25 protein-coding genes and 1 tRNA gene are annotated in these 21,622 nt (G+C 48.0%); 6 read left to right on the forward strand and 20 right to left on the reverse strand.

The window, feature by feature from the left end; all coding sequences use genetic code 11:
• Positions 1 to 54: 54 nt before the first annotated feature.
• The 5 genes from tsf to BN54_RS02960 form a co-directional block, all read right to left on the reverse strand.
• The gene (tsf, locus tag BN54_RS02940; RefSeq protein WP_019205649.1) at positions 55 to 930 is read right to left on the reverse strand and encodes a translation elongation factor Ts; all 876 of its coding nucleotides are present in this window, start codon (positions 928 to 930) and stop codon (positions 55 to 57) included.
• A gap of 98 nt (positions 931 to 1,028) precedes the next feature.
• Positions 1,029 to 1,808 carry a 30S ribosomal protein S2 gene (gene rpsB / locus BN54_RS02945; protein ID WP_019205650.1) on the reverse strand — a complete coding sequence of 260 codons (780 nt, stop codon included), beginning with the start codon at positions 1,806 to 1,808 and terminating at the stop codon, positions 1,029 to 1,031.
• Between the two features lie 172 nt (positions 1,809 to 1,980).
• Positions 1,981 to 2,979: a D-2-hydroxyacid dehydrogenase gene (locus tag BN54_RS02950; protein ID WP_019205651.1), complete on the reverse strand. Its 999-nt coding sequence runs from the start codon at positions 2,977 to 2,979 to the stop codon at positions 1,981 to 1,983.
• Positions 2,980 to 3,140: 161 nt separating this feature from the next.
• Positions 3,141 to 3,413: a GIY-YIG nuclease family protein gene (locus BN54_RS02955; protein ID WP_019205652.1), complete on the reverse strand. Its 273-nt coding sequence runs from the start codon at positions 3,411 to 3,413 to the stop codon at positions 3,141 to 3,143.
• Positions 3,403 to 4,158, reverse strand: a complete 756-nt coding sequence (locus BN54_RS02960) for a tRNA1(Val) (adenine(37)-N6)-methyltransferase (protein WP_019205653.1) — start codon at positions 4,156 to 4,158, stop codon at positions 3,403 to 3,405. The genes BN54_RS02955 and BN54_RS02960 overlap by 11 nt, the downstream gene beginning before the upstream one ends.
• A gap of 90 nt (positions 4,159 to 4,248) precedes the next feature.
• On the opposite strand from BN54_RS02960, the gene BN54_RS02965 reads away from it, so the two are divergent.
• Positions 4,249 to 4,887, forward strand: a complete 639-nt coding sequence (locus tag BN54_RS02965) for a lysophospholipid acyltransferase family protein (protein ID WP_019205654.1) — start codon at positions 4,249 to 4,251, stop codon at positions 4,885 to 4,887.
• A 35-nt stretch (positions 4,888 to 4,922) separates the two neighbouring features.
• Here the strand turns inward: BN54_RS02965 and BN54_RS02970 are convergent, their stop codons facing one another.
• Both BN54_RS02970 and BN54_RS02975 read right to left on the reverse strand, forming a co-directional pair.
• The gene (locus tag BN54_RS02970) at positions 4,923 to 5,150 is read right to left on the reverse strand and encodes a YneF family protein (RefSeq protein WP_019205655.1); all 228 of its coding nucleotides are present in this window, start codon (positions 5,148 to 5,150) and stop codon (positions 4,923 to 4,925) included.
• Between the two features lie 73 nt (positions 5,151 to 5,223).
• Complete coding sequence (locus BN54_RS02975; RefSeq protein WP_019205656.1) at positions 5,224 to 5,475, reverse strand: DUF896 domain-containing protein; 252 nt, start codon at positions 5,473 to 5,475, stop codon at positions 5,224 to 5,226.
• 135 nt (positions 5,476 to 5,610) lie between these two features.
• Between BN54_RS02975 and lexA the strand changes: the two genes are divergently transcribed.
• The gene (lexA, locus tag BN54_RS02980; RefSeq protein WP_019205657.1) at positions 5,611 to 6,237 is read left to right on the forward strand and encodes a transcriptional repressor LexA; all 627 of its coding nucleotides are present in this window, start codon (positions 5,611 to 5,613) and stop codon (positions 6,235 to 6,237) included.
• Between the two features lie 127 nt (positions 6,238 to 6,364).
• On the opposite strand, the gene BN54_RS02985 is transcribed toward lexA, so the two are convergent.
• Positions 6,365 to 7,522: a hydroxymethylglutaryl-CoA synthase gene (locus BN54_RS02985; RefSeq protein WP_019205658.1), complete on the reverse strand. Its 1,158-nt coding sequence runs from the start codon at positions 7,520 to 7,522 to the stop codon at positions 6,365 to 6,367.
• A gap of 159 nt (positions 7,523 to 7,681) precedes the next feature.
• Here BN54_RS02985 and BN54_RS02990 point away from each other — a divergent pair, with 159 nt between their 5' ends.
• Together BN54_RS02990 and BN54_RS02995 are read left to right on the forward strand one after the other, a co-directional pair.
• Complete coding sequence (locus tag BN54_RS02990; RefSeq protein WP_019205659.1) at positions 7,682 to 9,157, forward strand: hypothetical protein; 1,476 nt, start codon at positions 7,682 to 7,684, stop codon at positions 9,155 to 9,157.
• A 118-nt stretch (positions 9,158 to 9,275) separates the two neighbouring features.
• The gene (locus BN54_RS02995) at positions 9,276 to 10,532 is read left to right on the forward strand and encodes a chloride channel protein (RefSeq protein ID WP_019205660.1); all 1,257 of its coding nucleotides are present in this window, start codon (positions 9,276 to 9,278) and stop codon (positions 10,530 to 10,532) included.
• A 72-nt stretch (positions 10,533 to 10,604) separates the two neighbouring features.
• Here BN54_RS02995 and lplA read toward each other — a convergent pair whose 3' ends face one another.
• The 9 genes from lplA to BN54_RS03040 all read right to left on the reverse strand — a co-directional run bounded on the left by lplA (position 10,605) and on the right by BN54_RS03040 (position 17,937).
• Positions 10,605 to 11,633: a lipoate--protein ligase gene (gene lplA / locus BN54_RS03000; protein ID WP_040469880.1), complete on the reverse strand. Its 1,029-nt coding sequence runs from the start codon at positions 11,631 to 11,633 to the stop codon at positions 10,605 to 10,607.
• A 209-nt stretch (positions 11,634 to 11,842) separates the two neighbouring features.
• Positions 11,843 to 11,931, reverse strand: a tRNA-Ser gene (locus tag BN54_RS03005).
• 49 nt (positions 11,932 to 11,980) lie between these two features.
• Positions 11,981 to 12,541: an RBBP9/YdeN family alpha/beta hydrolase gene (locus tag BN54_RS03010; protein ID WP_019205662.1), complete on the reverse strand. Its 561-nt coding sequence runs from the start codon at positions 12,539 to 12,541 to the stop codon at positions 11,981 to 11,983.
• A gap of 3 nt (positions 12,542 to 12,544) precedes the next feature.
• Positions 12,545 to 13,015: a GAF domain-containing protein gene (locus BN54_RS03015; RefSeq protein WP_019205663.1), complete on the reverse strand. Its 471-nt coding sequence runs from the start codon at positions 13,013 to 13,015 to the stop codon at positions 12,545 to 12,547.
• A 162-nt stretch (positions 13,016 to 13,177) separates the two neighbouring features.
• Positions 13,178 to 14,818, reverse strand: coding sequence for an FAD-dependent oxidoreductase (locus tag BN54_RS03020; protein ID WP_019205664.1), 1,641 nt, complete (start codon positions 14,816 to 14,818; stop codon positions 13,178 to 13,180).
• Positions 14,819 to 14,832: 14 nt separating this feature from the next.
• Complete coding sequence (gene ahpC, locus BN54_RS03025; protein WP_019205665.1) at positions 14,833 to 15,396, reverse strand: alkyl hydroperoxide reductase subunit C; 564 nt, start codon at positions 15,394 to 15,396, stop codon at positions 14,833 to 14,835.
• Between the two features lie 121 nt (positions 15,397 to 15,517).
• On the reverse strand, positions 15,518 to 16,036 hold the full coding sequence (locus BN54_RS03030; RefSeq protein WP_019205666.1) for a hypothetical protein: 519 nt from the start codon (positions 16,034 to 16,036) through the stop codon (positions 15,518 to 15,520).
• Positions 16,026 to 17,060, reverse strand: a complete 1,035-nt coding sequence (locus tag BN54_RS03035) for a hypothetical protein (protein ID WP_019205667.1) — start codon at positions 17,058 to 17,060, stop codon at positions 16,026 to 16,028. The genes BN54_RS03030 and BN54_RS03035 overlap by 11 nt, the downstream gene beginning before the upstream one ends.
• On the reverse strand, positions 17,053 to 17,937 hold the full coding sequence (locus tag BN54_RS03040) for a hypothetical protein (protein WP_019205668.1): 885 nt from the start codon (positions 17,935 to 17,937) through the stop codon (positions 17,053 to 17,055). The genes BN54_RS03035 and BN54_RS03040 overlap by 8 nt, the downstream gene beginning before the upstream one ends.
• A 194-nt stretch (positions 17,938 to 18,131) precedes the next feature.
• Between BN54_RS03040 and BN54_RS10460 the strand changes: the two genes are divergently transcribed.
• Positions 18,132 to 18,260 carry a hypothetical protein gene (locus tag BN54_RS10460; protein WP_019205669.1) on the forward strand — a complete coding sequence of 43 codons (129 nt, stop codon included), beginning with the start codon at positions 18,132 to 18,134 and terminating at the stop codon, positions 18,258 to 18,260.
• 116 nt (positions 18,261 to 18,376) lie between these two features.
• Here the strand turns inward: BN54_RS10460 and glnA are convergent, their stop codons facing one another.
• Positions 18,377 to 19,717, reverse strand: coding sequence for a type I glutamate--ammonia ligase (gene glnA / locus BN54_RS03045; protein ID WP_019205670.1), 1,341 nt, complete (start codon positions 19,715 to 19,717; stop codon positions 18,377 to 18,379).
• A gap of 141 nt (positions 19,718 to 19,858) precedes the next feature.
• A complete protein-coding gene (miaA, locus tag BN54_RS03050; protein ID WP_019205671.1) occupies positions 19,859 to 20,782 on the reverse strand; it encodes a tRNA (adenosine(37)-N6)-dimethylallyltransferase MiaA in 924 nt (307 codons plus the stop codon).
• A 92-nt stretch (positions 20,783 to 20,874) separates the two neighbouring features.
• Here miaA and BN54_RS10000 point away from each other — a divergent pair, with 92 nt between their 5' ends.
• On the forward strand, positions 20,875 to 21,051 hold the full coding sequence (locus BN54_RS10000) for a DUF3042 family protein (protein ID WP_019205672.1): 177 nt from the start codon (positions 20,875 to 20,877) through the stop codon (positions 21,049 to 21,051).
• A 139-nt stretch (positions 21,052 to 21,190) separates the two neighbouring features.
• On the opposite strand, the gene BN54_RS03060 is transcribed toward BN54_RS10000, so the two are convergent.
• Entirely contained in the window at positions 21,191 to 21,607 is a 417-nt protein-coding gene (locus BN54_RS03060; RefSeq protein ID WP_019205673.1) for a rhodanese-like domain-containing protein, read from the reverse strand.
• Between the last annotated feature and the right edge of the window lie 15 nt (positions 21,608 to 21,622).

The following is a 21,622-nucleotide window of genomic DNA, read 5'->3' on the forward strand; positions in this document are numbered from 1 at the left end:
AAAAAAGGACGCACCGCCCCAAAAAGTACAGTACGTCCTGAGCTTAATCAGTAATTACTTGTTTAATTGTTCACTGATTTCTTGGGCCAGGTTCGTTTCCTTCTTTTCGATCCCTTCCCCAACTTCGTAACGGATGAAGGACTTCAGCTTACCACCCTTAGAAGCAACGTATTCTGCAACCGTTTGGTCAGAATCCTTAACAAAGGCTTGGTCGGCCAACGTAATTTGCGCCAAGAACTTGTTCAAACGCCCTTCAACAATCTTGCCAACGATCTTTTCTGGCTTCCCTTCGTTCAAGGTTTCTTCCGTAAAGATCTTCTTTTCGTGTTCAAGGCGTTCAGCAGGAACGTCTTCCCGGGTCATAAATTCAGGGTTAACGGCCGCCACGTGCATTGCAACGTCCTTAGCAGTAGTTTCGTCGGCCCCTTCCAAAACAACCAAGGCCGCAATCCGACCACCTTGGTGCAGGTAAGCCCCAAAGGAGTCACCGTCTGCCTTTTCAACTAAAGTAAACCGCCGTAAGGAAACCTTTTCCCCCGTCTTTTGGGTCGTAGCAATCAGGTCATCGTTTAACGTCCCGTTAGCCGTTTCTAAAGCCAAGGCCGCTTCAACGTCAGCCGGCTTCTTTTCTACCAACAGGCTGGCGATGCTCTTCAAAGCATCCTTAAATGGATCGGAAGCAGCCACAAAGTCCGTTTCGGAGTTTAATTCCACGATGGCAGCCGTGTTGCCTTCAACCTTGATGTCCGTCAACCCTTCGGCCGCAATCCGGTCACTCTTCTTTGCCGCCTTAGCAATCCCTTTTTCACGCAAAAAGTCCATTGCCTTGTCCATGTCACCATCACTGGCAACTAAGGCCTTCTTGGCATCCATAATTCCGGCCCCTGACTTCTTCCGTAATTCCATAACTTGCTTTGCGCTAATTGCCATGAGTATCTCTCCTTAATCAAAGTAAATTTTCAAAAAAGGCTGTTTTGCACTCAGGCCTTCCTGGTCTAACTGCAAAACAGCCTAAGCATTAACTATTTTTAGTTGTTGCCTTCAACGCTGTCCTTCAGATCCTTTAAAGCATCTGCCGTAACTTCAGCGTCTTGTTCTGCTTCTTCAGCAACTTGTTGGTCGTCTTGACCTTGCTTTCCTTCGATCACTGCATCAGCCATCGTAGAAGTGATCAGACGAACGGCCCGGATTGCGTCATCGTTAGATGGGATGATCACATCAATGTCATCTGGGTCCGTGTTAGTGTCAACCATTGCAACAATCGGAATGTTCAACTTTTGAGCTTCCTTAACTGCAATTTGTTCCTTGTGTGGGTCAACAATGTACAATACATCTGGGATGCGTGGCATGTCTTCGATCCCACCCAAGAAGCGTTCCAACTTTTCACGTTGCTTCGTCAACACAGCAACTTCCTTCTTTGGCAGCCGGTCAAACGTGCCATCTTCTGCCATCTTCTTGAGTTGCTTCAAGCGGTTGATCCGGGATTGGATCGTCTTCCAGTTGGTCAAGGTCCCACCAAGCCAACGGTGGTTAACAAAGTATTGACCTGCCCGAACGGCTTCTTCTTCAATTGAGTCTTGGGCTTGCTTCTTGGTCCCAACAAACAGAACCACCCCGCCATCAGCGGCAATGTCCTTCACGTAGTTGTAAGCGTGATCGATCATCTTAACCGTCTTTTGCAGGTCAATGATGTAAATCCCGTTCCGTTCCGTGAAGATGAATGGCTTCATCTTTGGGTTCCAACGACGCGTTTGGTGACCAAAGTGGACACCGGCTTCAAGCAATTGCTTCATGCTAACTACAGACATGAATATACCTCCAAAAAAATAGTTTTTTCCTCCCCGCCCCTCACTTGACTGGGGTACGAAAACGCACTTCCTCAGTCATCAAGACGGGTGTGAATTGGGCTTTCTGCACCGTTGACTAGTATACAAAAAACGGACTGAAAAGACAAGTCTTTCAGCCCGAGAAAATTGATTTTTAGTTAAATTTAACTTCGTGGTCAGAAGCACCGGTTTGAATCAGACTCAGGTTAGCGTCCAAACTTTGCTTAACCATGTTTTCAACCGCGACATTGGTGTAGAAGGCGGTGTGTGGGGAAATTAAAACGTTGCCCCGGCTTTCCAAGTTCCAGAATTCTGGGTAATCCATGTTCTTACCAGCCATGTTGTGGTTAAAGACCTTGGTTTCATCAACTAAGACATCCAAGGCAGCCCCGGCAACCTTACCAGAATCAAGGGCATCGATCAAAGCCTTTTCATCAATCAGTGGCCCCCGCGAAGCATTAACGATGAAGACCCCATCGTTCATCTTGTCGAAGGCTTCCTTGTTTAACATGTTTTCTGTTTCAGGGAACAACGGAATGTGCAAAGTAACCACCGTTGCTTGCGCAAACAGTTCGTCTAAACTGTCAACATACAAACCTTCTTTTTCCAATTCAGGGTTGTGGAACTTGTCATAAGCAATTACCTTCGCCCCAAAGCCCTTGTAGATGTCAATGGCAACTTGCCCAATGTGGCCCGTCCCAATGACCCCAACCACTTGTTGGTTTAATTCTTGAGAAATTTCTGGTGCCCACCGGTAATCACGACGGTCAAACTTCCGGAAGTATTCCTTAGTCCGACGCAACAGATTCATTAATTGAGTGACAGAAAATTCAGCGATGGCCGCTGGTGAATAAACTGGAACGTTGGTAATCTTAAAGTCATTTTCCTTTACGGCTACCGGGTTCAAATTATCAACCCCGACATTACGCAAGGACAGGTAGTGAATTCCGTAGCCTGCCAGCGTCTTTAAAACGTTATCCGTGTATGGAGCTTGTTGATAGGCTACCACCCCATCAAACCCTTCAGCTTGATCGACCGTGCTGTCAAGTAATAATTCTTCAACAATCTTGACTTGAACGTCTGGGTGTTGTTCTTGCCATTCAGCAACGTATGGCTTTTCGTCTTCGCGAATCCCGTAAGCAATAATCTTCATTACTTTAGCCTCCAAATCTTTGTCTCTAAGGAAAATAGCGGTTCTACCCAAATGTGAATCGAATCACATTACCTTGTCAGAACCTTTATTTTTCGACAAATTCATTATAGCACAGTTTGTGAAAAAGTGTGCTATTTTTAAGCTAAAATCTTATGAAACCGCTACCATTTCACGCCACGCATGTGAAGAAATTTTTCCTTGGCCTGCCGGGACTGATGCTTAAAGCGGTACTCAGCCGCCAAGGCCGCTGACTTATCCGCAAACGCCTCTTGATAAAGCAACCGTAACGGGTGCCGCGCTTTGACCCGGGTATATTTTGCCCCTTTAAACCGTTGGTGCGTCCGAAATCGCCGTTGCACGTCATCAGTAAAACCACAGTAAAAACTACCGTCAGCACATAACAAAACATACATGTAATACAGCTTAGTGGGCATGCAACATCGCCTGCACTTCCGGTCGGTAATTCCCGGCTTGATCGGCAACCACTAAGGGTGGCACCACTTTTAAGCCCCCCGCTTTACCATCTTTAATGGCCTCGATCAAAACCATATTCGCATCCCGGCCCGCCTTGGGATACACTAAGCGCAAACGCTTAGGGGCCAAGCGGTATTGTGAAAAGGTCGTTAAGATTTCCGCCAAGCGTTCGGGGCGGTGCACCAGATAAGCTTTCCCATTCATTTTTAACAGCCCACTCATTTTCGCTACGATACCAGCTAAATCAATGGCAATTTCGTGCCGGGCCAAAGCCAAGTGGGGATTCGGATTTTTTTCGCTGGTGGGTAAATCCTTAAAGTACGGCGGATTGCATACAACAATGTCCGCTGAATCCTTTGACAGATATTCGTAAATGTCCTTTACATCCGCATTAATGACGGTGTAGCGTTCCGTCAGCTGATTTAAAGCCACGCTGCGTTCGGCCATGTCCGCTAAGCGCGTTTGCAACTCGACTTCTGTAATGTGCCCGCCTAACTTTCGATTTAAAAAGAGGCCAATCGCCCCATTCCCCGCACAAAGATCTACGGTTTGCAGCTTACTTTTGCGATTAGGACGCACAAAATCAGCTAACAACACCGCATCCAGAGAAAAGGCAAACACTTCCGGACTCTGAATAATTCGAATGCCTTGGGCACTTAGCGCATCAATGCGCTCGTTGGCTTTGAGTAATGCTTCCTCGTTCATTTTTCCTCCGCTTGCTTGCATAATCGACTGTGATTCTTCATACTAGACTAAGAATATTCCAAGATAAAAAATTATTGGTGAGGTTTATCAATGCTATACAGTTTTTTAGTTCATTTGGTCCAACCCTTCTTAAATTTGATCAACGGGCGACCAATTATTACCGGTAAGGAGCATTTACCGGCCGGAAATTACATTTTAATTGCTCCCCATCGCTCATGGATGGATCCCGTGCTATTGGCGCTGGCCATTTTTCCTAAAAAATTTGCCTTTATGGCCAAAGAAGAACTTTTCCAAAAGCCGCTGGCTAATTGGTTTTTACGGAAATTAAACGCTTTTCCCGTCAACCGAGCTAACCCTGGTCCGTCGGCCGTTAAAACCCCGGTCCGCATTCTGAAGCAAACCGACTTGGCGACCATTATCTTCCCAACCGGTTCTCGTTATTCCGCGAAGCTAAAGGGCGGGGCGCTTGTAATCGCAAAGTTGGCCGGTGTACCTTTGGTGCCAGCAGTCTATCAAGGGCCGTTGTCATTTAAACAACTCTTTGCGCGTCATCCACGCAAAATTGCGATCGGGGAACCAATCACAATCGACCGCAAAATGAAATTAAATGACGAAAAGCTCGCCGAAATGGAGCAGACGATTCAAGCCGCTTTTGACCAGTTAGACCAACAATTGGACCCGACCTTTAAATACCAGATGCCACCAAAACCATCTGATGATCAATTTTAGTAATAAAAAAGGCGGCGGAAACGCCGCTTTTTTTATTACTTTTTATTAGCTTTCTTAGCTTGGCTCTTCATCGTTTGCATCATTTGGTGCAACTTCTTGTCCGATGGCTTTTGGCCCATTTGCAACATCATCGTCCGCAACATGTCAGCCGAAATTGGCGGATTGTTCCGCAAGTAGTTTTCCATGTAGCGCCGTGCCCCAAAGAAACCAATGGCAATCCCAACCAGTAAAGCCAAAATTACTAAAGCAATTGTCAGACCCACTGTCTTTTCCCCCTTTGTTTAAATCATATCTATGTTACACAATTCGGGAGAATTTTAAAAGCCTAATTTTAATTTAATCATCCCGCAACCCCTTTTTACGTTGAATGGCTTTCACCTTTTCTGGGGTCACCTCTTTACCATTTTTATCAAAGATTTGCATCATTTCGATGTTGGAACGGAACGCCGCCCGAAAATTCTTTAAATACTGATCCCGCAATTTTTTGCGTTCTGCTTTTTCAGCCGGAGTCAAGCCCTCCGTTTTGTTTTTATGGGCCAATTCGTTAATTCGTTTTAATAATTGGTCTTGTTCTTTTGATTCCGTCATGCTCATCAACTCCCTTACGAATCAATTTTAGCATACCCAAAATTACCATTAAATACAAGCAGCCAAACTTGCGAACGCATGTTTTACAAATCAATTCTTATATGGTAAGATAATTAAAAAAAGGAGCGAAGTACTATGCCACGAAATTCCGAACCCAAGCAATTAGAAGTGCTAGCGTTTATCCATCAACAAGTTACCAATCAGGGCTATCCGCCGACCATCCGTGAAATTTGCGATGCAGTTGGTTTGTCATCAACTTCTACGGTTCACGGCCACATTAACCGCTTAATCAAACGGGGCTACTTACAAAAAGACCCGGCTAAACCCCGGGCCTTAGAAATTACCCAAGAAGGCCTTAGCGCCATCGGCATTAAGCCGCACCAACACGAAATTCCTCTTTTAGGGGTCGTAGCGGCCGGCCAGCCGATTTTGGCAATTGAAGATGCCACTGACTACTACCCCGTTCCACCAACGATCCAAGACAATGATGATTTGTTCATGTTGACGATTAAGGGAAACAGTATGATCAACATGGGCATTTTAAACGGCGATAAGGTCATTGTTCGTCAGCAAGAAACTGCCAATAACGGGGATGTAGTCATCGCCATGACCACGGAAAACGAAGTTACTTGCAAGCGGTTCTACAAAGAAGCTCACTACTACCGCTTAGAACCAGAAAACGACCAAATGGACCCGATCATTTTAGACGATGTTCGGATTTTGGGGCGGGTGATTGGTTTATTCCGAGACAGTATTTTTTAGAGAACTAGCTTTTCGGCTAGCGTCTAGAAAGTAACAACAAAGCGCTAGAAATCAACGTTTTCAGGAACGTGATTTCTAGCGCTTTTTGAAATTTTAAGACTTTTTTCCAGCCGCTTTTTCTAGTTTTCTAGCCCCGCCGTTGATATTGACGTTGGTGGTTTTGTTGGCCTGCCAGGACAAACGGGGCTTGGCTGTCTGACAAATCAAAGGTACAATCCTGACTTTGCAAGCCTAAGTGCTGATTGAATAAGGTTTCATATTCTGCAACACTGACTTGCCGCCGTTGATCAAGCATTGCATCGGGCCGTTCCAGGGCCGCCGCAAAGCCATCAACAAGCCGGCCCGTCAAAAATTCTCCTTCAGCACCCGAGCCATAGCTAAACAGGCCCAAACGATTACCCGCTTGCAACTGACCGTGATTAAGCGCCGAAAGCAAGCTTAGGTACAACGACCCCGTGTAAAGATTACCGACCCGGCGGCTATAAACCTGGCTGGCTTGCAACACCGCCCAAAAACGCTGGGCAACTTGATCATCACGATCGCCTAACTCACTAGCCAAGGCCTTCTTGCCCATCTTAGTAAACGGCAAGTGGAATAAGAAGCCAGCAAAATCATCAAGCGTCACCCCAGTCAATTGCCGGTACCGTTGCCAACAAGCTTGGAAGAAATCAATGTAGACTTGGGTCGAATATTTCCCATCAACCAGTGCTTCTGACCGATACAGCGGCCGCCAAAAGTCCATCACATCTTGGGAAAAAGCAACACTGGTCGATTCTAATTCCAACACGCGGGGGTCTTTTGCCACCACCATGGCGACCGCGCCCCCACCTTGTGTAACTTCACCACCAGTTTGCAACCCGTAACGAGCAATATCGCTAGCAATTACCAAGATTTTTTCGGTCGGGTGCAATGCCACCAACCCTTTCGCAAATTGCAAGCCGGCGGTGGCTGAGTAACAAGCTTCCTTTAATTCGATCGTGCGGACAAAATCGCTTAGCCCCAATAGTTGCTTTACGTACAAAGCCGCGGCCTTTGAATTATCGACGCCAGATTCCGTGGCCACAATTACGGTGCTGACCTGCGCTAATTCAGCGGCCGGAATTTTGGCGGCTGCTTGTGCGGCCAAGGTCACCGCATCCTGGGTTGGCGGAATCACGGCCTGTTGGCTTTGGCCAATCCCCATTAAATATTTATCCGGGTCAACGTGGCGTGCCGCCGCTAAGTCGCGTAAATCTAAATACAACTCGGTCGTTGCAAAGGTGAGCCGATCAATCCCAATCTTCAAAATAATCCCTCCGTCTTCAGCATGATGGTTTAATTTTAGCGGTTCCGAGGTTCCTTGTAAAATAATCACTGCTTTTCGCCCGTTGAATTAATTAAAAATGAAAATTAGATGAGAAAAAGGTATAATGATCTTACTTATCACGTTAGGGAGGCGAAATTAATGGCAGATATTTGGTCATTTCTCCAGTCGCAACACTTAGTTCCGCATTTACTAAAGGGCTATTTCGGCTTAGAAAGCGAACAACACCGGCTAACCGCAACCGGCCAGCTAAGTCGGGCCCCGTACCCCTCGACCTTTTCTTCCCGGCAGACGAATCCATATTTAAAAACTGACTTTGCTGACAATATGCTTGAAATGGTTGCACCTCCTAGTCAAGGCAGTCGTTTAGCGGTCCGCAACCTAACCATGATTCAAGAAGTTGAGCTTGCTCACCTTAAGAATCACGACTTTTTATGGCCCCTATCCGTGCCACCCGTTTTTTCAGCGACAGACCTCCACTTTGCAGGTCAATTTAACAGTCGCGCATGGGTGGCCCGATACCATGACTACTTACAAGCAAAATACGGCACCAGCCGGGAATTGCTGACGGGAATTCACATTAATTTTTCGTTTGATCGCCACCTCCTAACCCAATTAAGCGCCCATCTGACTTCAACTACTGAGTCGGCAATCGCTTGGCAAAACCAGCTTTACTTCCAATGTGCCCAAGCCTTCGTGGCCTACCGGTGGTTATTTACCTACTTATTCGGGTCCAGCCCGGTCGCTGGCAATCAACTCAGTGGCGCCCCCGTCTCCTTTTCGGCTCCCGTTCGCAGTTTACGCAACAGTAATTTTGGCTATACCAATTTTGCAGAGGAAACGATCACCTATGCCAGCTTAGCAGCCCAAGTACGCCAATTAAACGCGATGCTAGTCAACCAGCGCTTCTTTTCCCTCCATGAATTTTATGGCCCCGTTCGGCTAAAAGGACGCGCAACGGACCTGGCCGACCTTTTGGCAAACGGCGTCGAGCGGCTTGAATTCCGGGCCTTTGACCTGGATCCTTTTACGGCCAGCGGCATTGCACCAGCAACCCTTGATTTCCTGGAACTTTGCTTGGCTTACTGGCTGGTGACCCGCCCAACGCTGGACCTGACCACCTCTCGCGAACGCAACCATGCCGTTGCCATGCAAGCCCCCACGGAAGTCTTCGCGTGGGTCCAACGCGAAGGCAGCCAGTTGGTGGCACAGTTACACGAGTTTGCCCAAACCATTAAGGCCCCGGCTGCTTACTTTCATGCGCTTGCCACCGTCCAGCAACGGCTTCAAGCCCCTACCAAAACCCCGAGTGGCCGGTTGGTTGAATTTATCACTTCAGATCACCAATTGCTTAACTTCGGCATCACCACAGGGCAACGGCGGTATCAACTTTTCGCCCAAAACCCGGCCCCGGTGCCGGTTTTAGCAGAGACCTATTCCGTCCAAGAACAGCAATTGCTCCAAGCTGCCATTGAACTTGGCCTTTCCATTTCATTTACCCCGGTGTTGCAAATCAGCCACCACCACCAAAGTTTATCCCTCACCCCAACCGAACCGCTCATCCCAAGCAACATCACAGCCCGCCAATTCCTTTGCCGTTATTTTGCCCTGGAGTAAAACTTACTAAAATTTTAAATTGGCGGGTTAAATTCGCAGTGCTACAATGGTGAACGGAATATTTTTAGTAGAAAGTCATTTGGCATTTTAAGCGGCCAAATGAAATGAGGAATTGAGAATGGTTAGGAACACCAGTCGTCGGGAAGATCTGCACCTGGCCGTGCTAACGGTTGGGTTAGGACTAATCGTGGGAAGTTCATCGCTTTTATTAGGGCTCTTATTGGACCACGTTGAACACTTATTTTTGGGCTTCATTGAAAACAACCAGGTCCCCGTTGCGATCCATACCCCACCAGTCCAACGCTTCCTCGCACTAGTGCTTGGTGGAATTATTAGCGCTTTGAGTTGGTACTGGCTACAACGCAATTGGCGCCCCGTCGGCATCAAGGCCGCCATGCAGGGCACCCGGATGCCGGTTGGCCGAACGATCGGGCATGTCGTCACCCAAATCTTTTACGTCAGTACCGGGGGGTCGATCGGGCGTGAATTAGCACCGCGGCAAGCCGGGGCAATGATTGCCGACAATTTAAGTCGGTGGAGCCAGCAACACGGTTGGCAAATCACGCCGGAAGACCGCCGCCTGTTGATTGCAGCGGCAGCCGGGGCTGGGTTTGCCGGCGTTTATATCTCGCCTTTAACGGGAACCATGTTTTGTCTGGAACTGCTATACAAAAAAATCACCCCGCGCTCCGTGGCCGTCAGCGTTACCATGTCGGCCATTGCCACTATGGTGGGCGCATTAACGAAGGGCTTTGTCCCGTACTATCTGACTGGCAACCATCACTATGCTTTGACCATCATCCCGCTCGCGATAATCTTAGGGGTGGTTAACGGTGCCCTCGGCGCGGGGTTTAAGGCAATCATTAACCGAGCCAGTCAGCACCGGGCTTATGGCCGGCAATTGCTGTGGCAGTTCCCACTTGTTGCGGCCTTGACCGGCTTAATTGCCATGTTCTTTCCAGCGGTTTGTGGTAATGGCCGGGGCCTGGCCCAATTAGCCATGAATACCCATCCCGCGACCTTGCTGGCCATCAGCTGGCTTGGCTTCGGTTTCTTGGCGAAAGCCAGCGCAACGCTATTAACCATTAAGGGGGGCGGTTACGGTGGTACTTTAACCCCCTCAATTGCCTTGGGGGCGTGCAGCGGCTTAATGATCGGCGCCTTATACGTTCCCCTGGTCAGTGGTGTAACTCTAAGCCAAACGGCCGTCCTCGGGGCCGCCGGACTGTTGGCCGCATCGCAAAGTGCGCCATTAATGGCCTTATTCATGATTTACGAAGTTTGTCATATGAACCATACGGCCTTGCTGCCTTTGGCCTTAGTGGTTGCGATTGCCACTTGGACCGCGCAACAATTTCAAAAACAAAAAGATTAAACAAAACCGCGCGTTTGTTAGGCTTTACTCCCCAACAAACGCGCGGCTTTCTTTTATAATCAAGGCAACGTTTTACAGCATCCGCATTATCAAAGCGGTTAAGTCATCAACACTGACTGAACTTAAATTACGTTCAATATCGACCGTTGACAATGCCGCCCTGATGGCTTCGGCGTGGTATTCAACTCCCTGTAAGGCCGCTTCAATCACGGCCGGGTTGCCGGTGGTAAAAAAGTCCCCAAACAGCTTAATTTCACTGATGTGGCGGTCAACCACATTGAAATTGAAGGCCACCGTCCCAATCGGAAAATGGTGGGAAACATAGTGTTCATAACCCGGATTTTGCCCAAAGTTCCATTCATCAGTAGCAAACCGGCTGGCTTGCCGAGCGTCAATTACCGCCCAATCTGCTTCCGTAAGGTGATAGGTCGGAATGTCAGCTAATTTTTCAACCCCAAACATGTGACAAAGCAAGTAATTCTTAAAATCCTCGCTGGTCCAAGCTTGGTACTTGGCCGGCAAATGCGGCTTGACGTTCGTAATCCGGGCGTCAACCGATTTAATCCCCTTGGATTCTAATTTACCAATATCGGGCGTCAAAACCGTGCGGGCCACAGTTTCATCCAAATCAAACATAATCGTGCCACCGGCGGCATAGGCATTATTGGCTTTAACCATGGCCATCCCTGAAAATTTTTTACCGTCAATGGCCATATCATTGCGCCCACGTACTTCAGCGCCGGCCACTCCCAAATCGTGCAAGGCCGCCACAATCGGCGCGCCGATTTTTTGAAAATCTCGGAAATCAGTGGTGTCTCCCACCACAATGTTTTCAAAGATAATATTACCCCGGTCATGATAAACCGCCCCGCCACCGCTGGTCCGGCGCACCAACTGGATATCATGCCGTTTTAGATACGGCAGGTTAACTTCGGCATAGGCATTTTGGTGCCGACCGATAATGACCGCCGGATCGTTAATGTAGCAGATCAAGCCATGCCCCTCTAACCGCAAATCGTTAATCAAGTATGCATCTAATGATTGATTGATCATGGCATTGTAAACGGGTTTGCCATGCCGACTGGTGTCAATTAAGAACAAACTGGCCACTTCCTTCCTTTTTTAAAATTCAAAAAAGATCTTCCTTTTACCGAGAACTTAAAGAGCTCCCTTTTATCTTAGTCCTTACATTAGCCCCTGCCAACGAAAAATTGGCAAAGCGACTGACTTTTTCACCGTAACGATAACCTAACAAAAGAACCGCTAAATACTGACTTAACAGCATCTAGCGGTTTTAAAACTTAAAAATAAGGAGAGTACAGGATTTGAACCTGCGCGCCCATTCAACATGGGTTCGCCGGATTTCGAGTCCGGTGCATTACCACTCTGCCAACTCTCCGTGACAACTATTATAGTTTAGCATGGAGAATTAGCTTTGGCAAGGGTATTTAGTTAATTGATAGACCATTTTTTAATAAGAATTCGAGTAATGGCAGTCGATCGCCACCTGTTTGGGTAATAAAGTGGTCGCCAGTTGGCAAAAGAATAAACGGCGCCGCCAAATTAGTAGCCAGTCGTTGGGTAAACTGGTATGGAACAATATGATCATCCCGCGCCGAAATTACGACCGCGGCTTTTAATTTGGCCCGAATCGCAGCATAATCGAGCGATTCAGCGGTAAATGGTGCCAGTTCTGTCAGGCCAGGGACGAGGTCATCAAAACCAGAAACGAGAATTAAGTTGACATTCTGTACATCAGCTTGCGCCAAAAAGCGTAGGGTGGTAATACAACCAAGCGAATGGCCGATTAACGTCACCCCATCGGTCTGCGAGATTTGCGACTGACAAGCCGCCAACCAGTCAGCCAAACGAGGATTATCAGGTTCCGGGAGCGTTACGACGTGAACCGGTCGGTGCAGCTGGGTCGCCCCAAGCTGTTTAAGCCAAGGAAACCAGTTGGCCTCGGGGTTGGCACAATAACCGTGTACAACGTAAATTGGATCAGTCATCAATTAATCCTCCGTTAGTGATGTTGGGGCGGGGAATAATAACGCGACTAAAGCTTCAAGTCCCGCTTGATCAGCCGCAGAAAAACGCGCTAATTCAGGACTATCAATATCTAAAACGCCCCATAGTTGCCCCGCTTTAAAAACCGGAACGACAATTTCAGAATTTGAGGCACTATCGCAAGCAATGTGGCCAGCAAATTGATGGACGTTTGGAACAATGACGGTCGTTTGACGTTGAGCTGCGGTCCCACAGACCCCGTTTCCTAAAGTAATATGCATACAAGCTACTCGCCCTTGAAAGGGACCGAGTAATAGCTCCCCTGCCTTCAAGCGATAGAAGCCAGCAAAATTAACCGCCGGTAAACTATGAAACAGTAATGATGAAAGATTAGCCGTCATAGCGACCCAATCAGTTTCACCAGCTAATAGCGCTGCTGCTTGTTCTTGTAGTAATTGATAATCGGTTTCTGGCATGCTAACACCTCACATTTTCTAATCATTTTATCATAAAAACAAACAGTCGCAAACGGAAACTGGTCCTTATATCTTAACTAAGCTCATTGAGGGCATTTTCATTTAACAGCAAAAATGGTCACCAATGCCGCAAGCAACTGGTGACCATTCTTTATTTGCAATTTAATCGGCTGCTTCTACTGCCGCTACCAAGGCTGCCAAACTTTGACTGCCAAAGATTACCGGCCCACCATTAATCATGGTCGCTGGCACGCTCATAATCTGCCGGGCTTCCCGCAGATCTTTAAATTGGGCCAAATCAATCATGGTAGCCTCAATTCCCGGATTTAACGCCGCCATGTGCTGGCAGGCGGCCACAACATCGGGACAGAAATGACACGTCAACGAAACACCAATTTCCAGCTTCGTTGGTGGCAGCGCTTGGATCCGCTCCTTTAAGGCAGGTTCAAGCGTTTGGCCTGACCCGGCCACATTGTATAAGCCCAACACCAACGAATTCAATTCATGACCGGTCGGCACGCCGGCATAATGCAGGCCCGTATCCTGACCATCACAAACCAAGCGTAATTGCGGCAGTAACGTAGCTTGGGCAGGAGCGGTTTGTTCAGCCATTTCTAAGTGCGCATCCAGGGTAACCAATTCACTGACAAACGACCGCAGTTCCTGACTGACTTGATTGTCAGTCAGCCACAACTGCAAGGTTACCGGCCGGGTAAGTTTGGATAAAACCGGCTGCAATTGGGCTACTAAGTCCGGCGTAAACCACTTGCCCGTGTGCTGACTGGTCGACGCAGTTGGCAGTTTGCTGGTTGGGCCCTGCTTAACCGTTGGCGTCTTATGCAAAGGCAAATGCAACCGTTTCTTTAGGGCGGTAACATAAGCTTCCGCACTGGTTGCCGCCATTGCGCCATCGGCCGCCGCAGTAATAATCTGCCGGAGGGGCTTAGCAACTAGGTCTCCCGCCGCGAAGACACCAGGAACCGCTGTCGCTTGCTGCGCGTCAACTGCTAAATAACCGTGTTTGTCGCGCACTAACGTTGGTGGCAAACCGGCGGTGGCGGGTTGCGTCCCCACGTAGACAAACACCCCAAAGGTCTTGTCCGGTGGTGTCACTTGGTAAGTGCTTTCCACCCCGGTTTGGTTGTTTACCAAGGTCATCCCCGTTAAGAACTGCTCACCATGCACTTCCTTAATCTCCGTGTGATAACGGACTTCGACTTGAGGATTATCAAGGGCCCGGGCCGCCGTTAGCGGTGGACATTGAAATTCGCCTTCCCGCACTAATACGGTCACGCGTTTAGCATAGCGAGTCAAGAAATCTGCCTCTTCGGCCGCCGCGTAACCACCGCCAACCACGAAAACTGGCAACCCGGTAAACAGTTCCCCATCACACGTTGAGCAATAGGCGACCCCCCGGCCCCGAAAAGCATCTTCACCAATAAAGCCTGCCTGACGTGGTTGGGCCCCCATCGCTAAAATCACGCTGCGCGTGCGATAAGTTTGCCCACTGGCTCCCGTGAGGACTTTCACCTCATCGGCCAGTTGGCAAGCTACCACCGCATCCTTTTTGATTTGAACCCCAAAATCCTGGGCCTGACTTTGCATTTGCCGCATTAACTGGGAACCATCAACTGCTGGTGCCGCGGGGTAGTTGTAGACCATGGCCGTGGTCGTAACCTGCCCTCCGACCGTTTCAGCCTCCAACACCAACGTATCCAAAGTTGCGCGGCCCGCGTAAATCGCGGCACTTAATCCAGCTGGCCCCGCACCTACAATAATTAAATCATAGATCCGCTCCGTCATCGACATCGCCTCTTTTATAACTTGCCAACCAGGTCCAGACTTGGCTTGATCGTTTCTTCACCCGGTTGCCAATTAGCCGGGCAAACCCGATCGCCGTGTTCGCGAACAAATTGGGCCGCTTGCAAAGTCCGCAAAATTTCGTCAGCTGACCGCCCGATCCCCATATTATTAATCGTATAGGATTGGATCTTGCCATCTGGGTCAACGATAAAGACGCCCCGGTAAGCCTGACCCGCTTCTTCATCTAACACATCAAACATCCGAGCCAATTTCCCGGCGGGGTCCGCTAGCATCTTGTATTGCAATTTGCCAATCTTTTCGGAAGCTTCCGCCCAGGCCTTGTGCACGAATTCGGTGTCTTCAGAAACCGAGTAAACTTCCGCCCCTGCTTGTTGAAAGGCTTCATAATTAGATTGTAATGCTTCTAATTCCGTTGGACAAACAAAGGAGAAATCCGCTGGGTAAAAGAAGAAAATGCTCCACTTTCCCAGAACATCTGCTTTGGTAACATCAACCGTTTTACCAGCTTGGTAAGCCTTCACCGCAAAGTCACCAATTTCTTGATTCAAAAAATTCATCTTAAGATCCTCCTTATAATGATTCTTATCTACAACCAAAATATAACACTAGTGATATCAAATGTAAAGGCTTATTTTCAAATCAAAAAGGACTAATGCCAATGACACCAGTCCTTCTTCATCAATCTTCAACTGCCGCAAACAAGCCGTCATAGGCTTGCATTAATTCGGTCGGGTTAACTTGGTAATCAACCAAGCCCATTTTTAACAACAAATGCCAAGCATGACGAAAATCAGCTTGCCGGTGGGTATAGTAGCTTTGCAAAAAAAGGTTCTTAATAGCTAACGCTTCCCGATCTAAATCAACCAATTTGGTACAAGGCGTTGCCGTCACTAATTTTTGGTATTCTTCGGGGGTCATTACCACCAAATGCGTCCACTTAAGCCGGGCACTGACCACCAAAAACCAAAATAAAACGTGGGCAAAGTCTTCGGCTTGCTGTTCGGTTGATTTTTTAACTTGGCCCGCACGCAAGGAGTATTTGCTTTGCCCGCCGTACAAAGTCGTCAAAGCCTGATCCGCATTCAAGACCGCATGCTGTAGGTGCGCAGTCGGTCCCAACAAGAGATCCCGCTTTTCAAACAATTGATTATCCAAACTAATCGCCGCTTGCAACAACTTGGTAAAATCAAGCATCATTTTCACCGTCCTCTTCTTCGACCGCGCTCGCCGGGGCTTCTTCTTTAATCGGCTCGGCATCCGTCGCCGGTGAATTGACCACCACATGTTCATCAACAGGCGCATAGGCAAATTGATCATCACGAATGGCCAAAGCGGACCGGTTCGCCAAGTACCAATCCCGGACCAACGGGTAATGTAAGAGCACGTCTAGGAAGGAGAGTTGCGCTTTTGCATCTGTGACCATGAAGAACCATTGCTTGGTATAATCGTCAGGATCAAATGCCAGGCTTAACGCCGTGTCTGATGCCAAAGCTAACTTCGCCCCATTGTTTTGTGGCAAACTCAATAAAACCGTGTCCGTTTCCGCCGTTTGGACAAACAATTTATCAATAACCGTTAACGACAACTCCGGCGCCGCTAACTTGAATTGCGCCGCATTATCCGTGGCCAAGATCCCCAAGTTAATGGTAAAGTCCAATTGCTCAACCAAAAGGTTAGCAAAGGCCACTAGGGGCTTGACCACCCCTTGTAATTCCAAGTCATTATGGTTGGCAATTTCTTTGACAATCAAGAAATCAACCAGGGCCCGGTTATCAAATTGTAAACTGTGGTGCGCCAAGTCCAAGTTAAACAGCGGCTCATGGTCTGTTTGCTCACAGAAAAAGGCCCCCGGACGACTGCGCTTTTGTTCAAAGCAGAAGGTATAGTCATTTTCAAACGTGGTCAGCCGCATGGCCAAACGCCGGTGCATTGGGTCAGGTTTCACCGCAAAGTCGCCAATCCCGGCTAATTCTAACAGCCGTCCCATCAAAAGCAAGTAATAATCTTCAGGTTGATAGTGTTGCGGAAATTTAACGTAGGCATGATTTAAATCAAATTCTACCAATTGACCGGCTGCGTCCAATAATTCTGTCGGGACCGTCGCCGTAGCCAGTTGGTCCAATAACTGCACGTAGCGCTCCCCAAGTTTTAACCCCGTCGTCAGCGAAGCGGTTAAACTGGTCACTTGTTCGGTCGCTGTTGAGATCATTTGCTTAGTCATCAGCTTCCACCTGCTTTCCATCCGCGACCAAACTTTGTAAATAGCTAGCGTAAAGTTTCCGGTTAGCTAATTCGAAATCTTCAAAACTGCCGAAAGTATCCACAATACTCTTCCGTTCATAACTAAGGATCGTATTTTCCTTTGACAATTCCAGGACCTGCTGATTATTGGCCTTAATCTTGCCGGCCGCCGTCCGGGCTTCTTCATCTTGGTTTTCCAATTCGCTCAGTTTAGCCACAATGGCTTCCCTGGTTTCACGGTTCTTGCTTGATTCAAACAAGCCATTGCGCGCACTGGCTTCCTTTAACTCCGCTTGCAATTCTTCTTTTTTCGCGTCCCGTTTATCCGCCGAATCAATCAGCGCTTGTAAGCGATCATTTTCCTTGGATAATTCTTCAATCCGTTGACCATTATAACGTTGCCCAGCTTGCGCCAATTCAAAGGACTTGGCCAACTTGGCGTATTCACTTTGATCAAAGACAAAGCGAATATTTAATACATCTAACTCACCAAATTGCCGGCGATCCCACCAGTTACCAAAGTACATGCGGTAATGGCCTAATTGGTATTCTTCATAGTAAAAAAACGGATAGGCTTGACTTAAGTAATTAATCAACTTGGTACTCAAATAATTACTTAATTGGGCCGTCAAGTCATCAACCAAGGTCATGACCCCGGTATCATTCGCCTTTTCTTCCCGATGCATAATTTCAGCTGCATACCGTTTTTGATCCAGCAAAGCATAGATTGCTTGATCGGCATGGTTGGCCACCGCTTGCTTTAATTCTTGGAGGTAGTTAACTTTTTGTTCAATTGATTGATTAATAATTTGACTGATCGGTTGTGCACCGTTGGTTGTCTCGCTTATCATCAGCATGGTCTCCTTATCATAGTCTAGTTTAATCTTACCGATTTTTTGGCTGGATTTAAAGGGACAATGACGAAACGCCAACTTTTTTTATAAATTAGCGTCTTGCGCATCATCTTCCCTTCACAATTCAGCTGAACGTGCTACAATGAAGGCGTCGAAACAAAAGTTTTGACATTCCAATGCAAAAGAGGCGAGTTAGCATGGCACTCAGCAAGCAAGAACGCAAAGCGATGGCCCGCAAAGCAATGGAAAAGCGCGGCAACAGCACCCCAACCAAGGGCGCTGGATTTGCCAAGCTCGACGCCGATGCAGCTAAATTAAACAAGTAATGGCAGGTTGGGGCTGATGAGAAGTCAATTTCTCATCAGCCCCTTTCGTTTGTGCAAATTAAAACACGCTCCAACAAAGGTCCTGCCTCGTTCGAGCGTGTTAAAAGATTTTTAAACTAGAACTTTTCCATGTACCGGTCCCGTTCCCAATTTGAAACGTTCAGCCGGTAAGCCGCGTATTCCTTGCTCTTGGCCGTCATAAAGCTATCAAACAAGTGGTCCCCCATCGCCGCTTTAATTACTTCATCTTGGGCCAGACTCTTCAAGGCATTGTGCAAAGTGTCGGGCAGGTCTTCAATCCCCTTCGCCCGCCGTTGGGCCAAGGTCATTTGGTAAATGTTTTCGTCTACTGCTGGCATTGGCGTCAACTGTTGCTTTAAACCATCCAGGCCAGCGGCCAAGATCGTCGCAATCGCTAAGTATGGGTTAGCCGATGGGTCGACCGAGCGCAGTTCCAATCGGGTACTCAAGCCCCGGCTCCCGGGAATCCGAACCAACGGTGACCGGTTCGAAGCTGACCAAGCAACATAAACTGGCGCTTCATAGCCCGGCACCAACCGCTTGTAGGAGTTAACCGTTGGGTTGCAGACTGCCGTCAAACTCCGCACGTGAGCCAAGACCCCCGCTAGGAATTGGTAAGCCGTCGTCGAAAGCTGGTTAGCATCAGCGGCGTCGTAAAAGGCATTCCCTTGTTCCGTAAAGAGGGACATGTTCATGTGCATCCCCGACCCGTTGACCCCAGATAATGGCTTTGGCATGAAGGTCGCATGCAAGCCATATTGCTTAGCAATGGTTTTAACCACCATCTTAAAGATTTGAATGTTATCCGCCGCTTCTAAGGCATCAGCATACTTAAAGTCGACTTCGTGTTGGCCTGGTGCAACTTCGTGGTGGGAAGCTTCCACGGAAAACCCAAGCTTTTCTAAGGCCAGGACAATATCACGCCGGCAATCTTCCCCCCGGTCCGCTGGCTCCATATCAAAGTAATTTTCTTGGTCGTTGACTTCCATCGTTGGCTTGCCAGCCTCATCAGTCTTGAATAAGAAGAATTCCGGTTCTGGACCAATGTTAAAGTTGGTAAAACCAGCCGTCTTCATTTCAGCCACGATGCGCTTCAAATTGTTCCGCGGATCACCAGCAAAGGGTTCTCCATCAATCGTGTAGACACTGCAGATTACCTGCGCGACTTTCCCGTGTTCTTGCCCCCACGGGAAGATCAACCAAGTGCTCATGTCCGGATAAAGGTACATATCACTTTCTTCAATCCGTACAAACCCGTCAATCGAAGAACCGTCAAACATCATTTTGTTGTTCAACAATTTGTCCAGCTGACTGATTGGTAGGTCCACACTTTTGCTCATCCCAAATAAATCCGTGAACATCAACCGCAAAAAGCGAACGTCCTCATCCTTAATCAGCTGCCGAACTTCATCCTTCGTGTACAAATGCCTGGTCATATTGTCTAGTTCCTTTCTCGCTAAGCCCACTAGTGATTTGCAATCAAATTTCTAAATTGGTATTAGTTTATCACCATGCCCTCACAAGTCAATTCCCCAGTACAATTCTGGTTGACAATTAGAATGGAACCGCTTAAATCTTTATTTTTTTAACCACCGTTCAAGGTGAGCTTGAATTTCTTCAGTACTGCTTTGCCCTTGGACCAGGTCAAACCAGTGACACTCTTCTTGATTCCGAAACCAGGTTAATTGCCGTTTGGCATAGTGACGCGAATCGAGTTTGATCTTTTCAATTGCCGCGGCCAAGGAAATCTCCCCGGCAAAGTACGCAAAGAGTTCCCGGTAACCAATGCCCTTCCCAGCTGGCAGGGCTTCCCCGCCTTGCTCATACAACCACCGTGCTTCATCCAACAAGCCATTGGCAACCATTTGATCGACCCGCTGGTTAATGCGTTCGTATAACAACTGGCGCTCGGTTGTTAACGCAACCAGGAAATATTCATCGGGACTGGTTTGCTGGGGTTGCAAGGAAAACGGCCGGCCTGTTTTCTCGATCACTTCCAAGGCCCGAATCACCCGGCGTAAATTAGCTACTGGAATCTGCTGCGCTGCTGCTGGATCTTTTTGGGCCAAAACGTTCCAAACAAATTGGTTCCCCGCTTGTTGGGCCACTTGATGCCAGTGGTCACGAATCGCTTGCGATTGCTGATCAAAATGATCATTCCCCAAGACTAAGGCGTGGGTAAGGGCATGAAGATAAAAGCCAGTGCCCCCAACAATCATTGGTTGATGACCTCGCTTGGCAATCGCTTGAATCTGGGCTTGCGTTTGTTGTTTAAAATCAGCCACCGAAAAGCGTTCATGAACATCCAAAATGTCAATCAAGTGGTGCTCAATCCCCGCCATTTCTTGTGGCGTGACCTTGGCTGTTCCGATATCCAAGTGCCGGTAAACTTGCATCGAATCCCCCGAAATAATTTCCCCGTTCAGGGCGTGGGCCAATTTCAAGGAAAGGGCCGTCTTGCCAACTGCAGTTGGTCCAACAATTGCAATCACTTTTGTCATTAAATTCACCGCCAATCTTTGGTTTTGGACTGGCAAAATGCCAGTAAATCTTGCATAATGAACATAGTTAAGCAAGAAGGGAGCAGATTATTATGAAACAATTCTCAAAAGGCTTTTTCTTTGGCACCTTAACTACCCTGGGCGCAATCGCCAGCGGGATGTTGGCTTTTCACAAAGCGGTTGTCAAGCCAATTGAAGAAACCGAAGAAAAATTTGATACCAACCGGCGGGCAGCGGTCCGGAAGGGCCGCTCCGCCCACCAATTCTAAACCTGCTTCACGAAAGGCTGGCAACCAACTAATTTGGTAGCCCAGCCTTTTTATTTTGCTTCTAAACAAAAACGAGCGCCAACCCTTCCTTTGAACAAGGAAGCGGCACCCGTTTTTTGTTATCGATTCAGTCACAACATTAATACTTGGCTTTTTTGGTTTTCCCAGTCCACTTGGCAAACCCGCCATCTAAGATGTAAACCTGTTGGAAGCCTTGCTTTGCCAACCAGGCCGCCGCTTGGGTACTCAGCGTCATCCCCTCATCGTACAGGTAAACTGGCAAATCAGCCCGCAAATCGCCCATTTGCTGCTTCATGTAAGCCAAGGGAATGCTCCGCGCCCCTAAAATGTGACCCCGATCAAAATCTTCTTTGTTGCGCACGTCAATGACTTGCGCCCGGTGGGAACCTTTTTGAAAAGCCGCTTGATCAATCACCGTCGCGTAGCGCTTCCGCCGCCAGCGGTTCAAACCAGCGCTTCCCAGCCAAATCAATAAAATCGCAATAATGACAGCATCAAATAATAATAAGCCGCCTGAAACGGATGCAATCACCATAATCCAACACTCCTC

This window comes from Limosilactobacillus ingluviei str. Autruche 4 (assembly GCF_000312405.1).
Taxonomy (GTDB): Bacteria; Bacillota; Bacilli; order Lactobacillales; family Lactobacillaceae; genus Limosilactobacillus; species Limosilactobacillus ingluviei.

Excerpts from the sequence above, each read along its gene's own strand:
- tsf (WP_019205649.1), bottom strand. The coding sequence starts at position 930 with ATGGCAATTAGCGCAAAGCAAGTTATGGAATTACGGAAGAAGTCAGGG.
- BN54_RS03060 (WP_019205673.1), bottom strand. The coding sequence starts at position 21,607 with ATGGTGATTGCATCCGTTTCAGGCGGCTTATTATTATTTGATGCTGTC.
- BN54_RS02975 (WP_019205656.1), bottom strand. The coding sequence starts at position 5,475 with ATGACGGAATCAAAAGAACAAGACCAATTATTAAAACGAATTAACGAA.
- BN54_RS03030 (WP_019205666.1), bottom strand. The coding sequence starts at position 16,036 with ATGATGCTTGATTTTACCAAGTTGTTGCAAGCGGCGATTAGTTTGGAT.
- BN54_RS02960 (WP_019205653.1), bottom strand. The coding sequence starts at position 4,158 with ATGAACGAGGAAGCATTACTCAAAGCCAACGAGCGCATTGATGCGCTA.
- BN54_RS03035 (WP_019205667.1), bottom strand. The coding sequence starts at position 17,060 with ATGACTAAGCAAATGATCTCAACAGCGACCGAACAAGTGACCAGTTTA.
- BN54_RS02965 (WP_019205654.1), top strand. The coding sequence starts at position 4,249 with ATGCTATACAGTTTTTTAGTTCATTTGGTCCAACCCTTCTTAAATTTG.
- rpsB (WP_019205650.1), bottom strand. The coding sequence starts at position 1,808 with ATGTCTGTAGTTAGCATGAAGCAATTGCTTGAAGCCGGTGTCCACTTT.
- BN54_RS03020 (WP_019205664.1), bottom strand. The coding sequence starts at position 14,818 with ATGACGGAGCGGATCTATGATTTAATTATTGTAGGTGCGGGGCCAGCT.
- BN54_RS02995 (WP_019205660.1), top strand. The coding sequence starts at position 9,276 with ATGGTTAGGAACACCAGTCGTCGGGAAGATCTGCACCTGGCCGTGCTA.
- BN54_RS03015 (WP_019205663.1), bottom strand. The coding sequence starts at position 13,015 with ATGCCAGAAACCGATTATCAATTACTACAAGAACAAGCAGCAGCGCTA.
- BN54_RS02990 (WP_019205659.1), top strand. The coding sequence starts at position 7,682 with ATGGCAGATATTTGGTCATTTCTCCAGTCGCAACACTTAGTTCCGCAT.
- BN54_RS02950 (WP_019205651.1), bottom strand. The coding sequence starts at position 2,979 with ATGAAGATTATTGCTTACGGGATTCGCGAAGACGAAAAGCCATACGTT.
- glnA (WP_019205670.1), bottom strand. The coding sequence starts at position 19,717 with ATGACCAGGCATTTGTACACGAAGGATGAAGTTCGGCAGCTGATTAAG.
- ahpC (WP_019205665.1), bottom strand. The coding sequence starts at position 15,396 with ATGAATTTTTTGAATCAAGAAATTGGTGACTTTGCGGTGAAGGCTTAC.
- BN54_RS10000 (WP_019205672.1), top strand. The coding sequence starts at position 20,875 with ATGAAACAATTCTCAAAAGGCTTTTTCTTTGGCACCTTAACTACCCTG.
- BN54_RS03010 (WP_019205662.1), bottom strand. The coding sequence starts at position 12,541 with ATGACTGATCCAATTTACGTTGTACACGGTTATTGTGCCAACCCCGAG.
- BN54_RS10460 (WP_019205669.1), top strand. The coding sequence starts at position 18,132 with ATGGCACTCAGCAAGCAAGAACGCAAAGCGATGGCCCGCAAAGCAATG.
- lexA (WP_019205657.1), top strand. The coding sequence starts at position 5,611 with ATGCCACGAAATTCCGAACCCAAGCAATTAGAAGTGCTAGCGTTTATC.
- miaA (WP_019205671.1), bottom strand. The coding sequence starts at position 20,782 with ATGACAAAAGTGATTGCAATTGTTGGACCAACTGCAGTTGGCAAGACG.
- BN54_RS03040 (WP_019205668.1), bottom strand. The coding sequence starts at position 17,937 with ATGCTGATGATAAGCGAGACAACCAACGGTGCACAACCGATCAGTCAA.
- BN54_RS02955 (WP_019205652.1), bottom strand. The coding sequence starts at position 3,413 with ATGCCCACTAAGCTGTATTACATGTATGTTTTGTTATGTGCTGACGGT.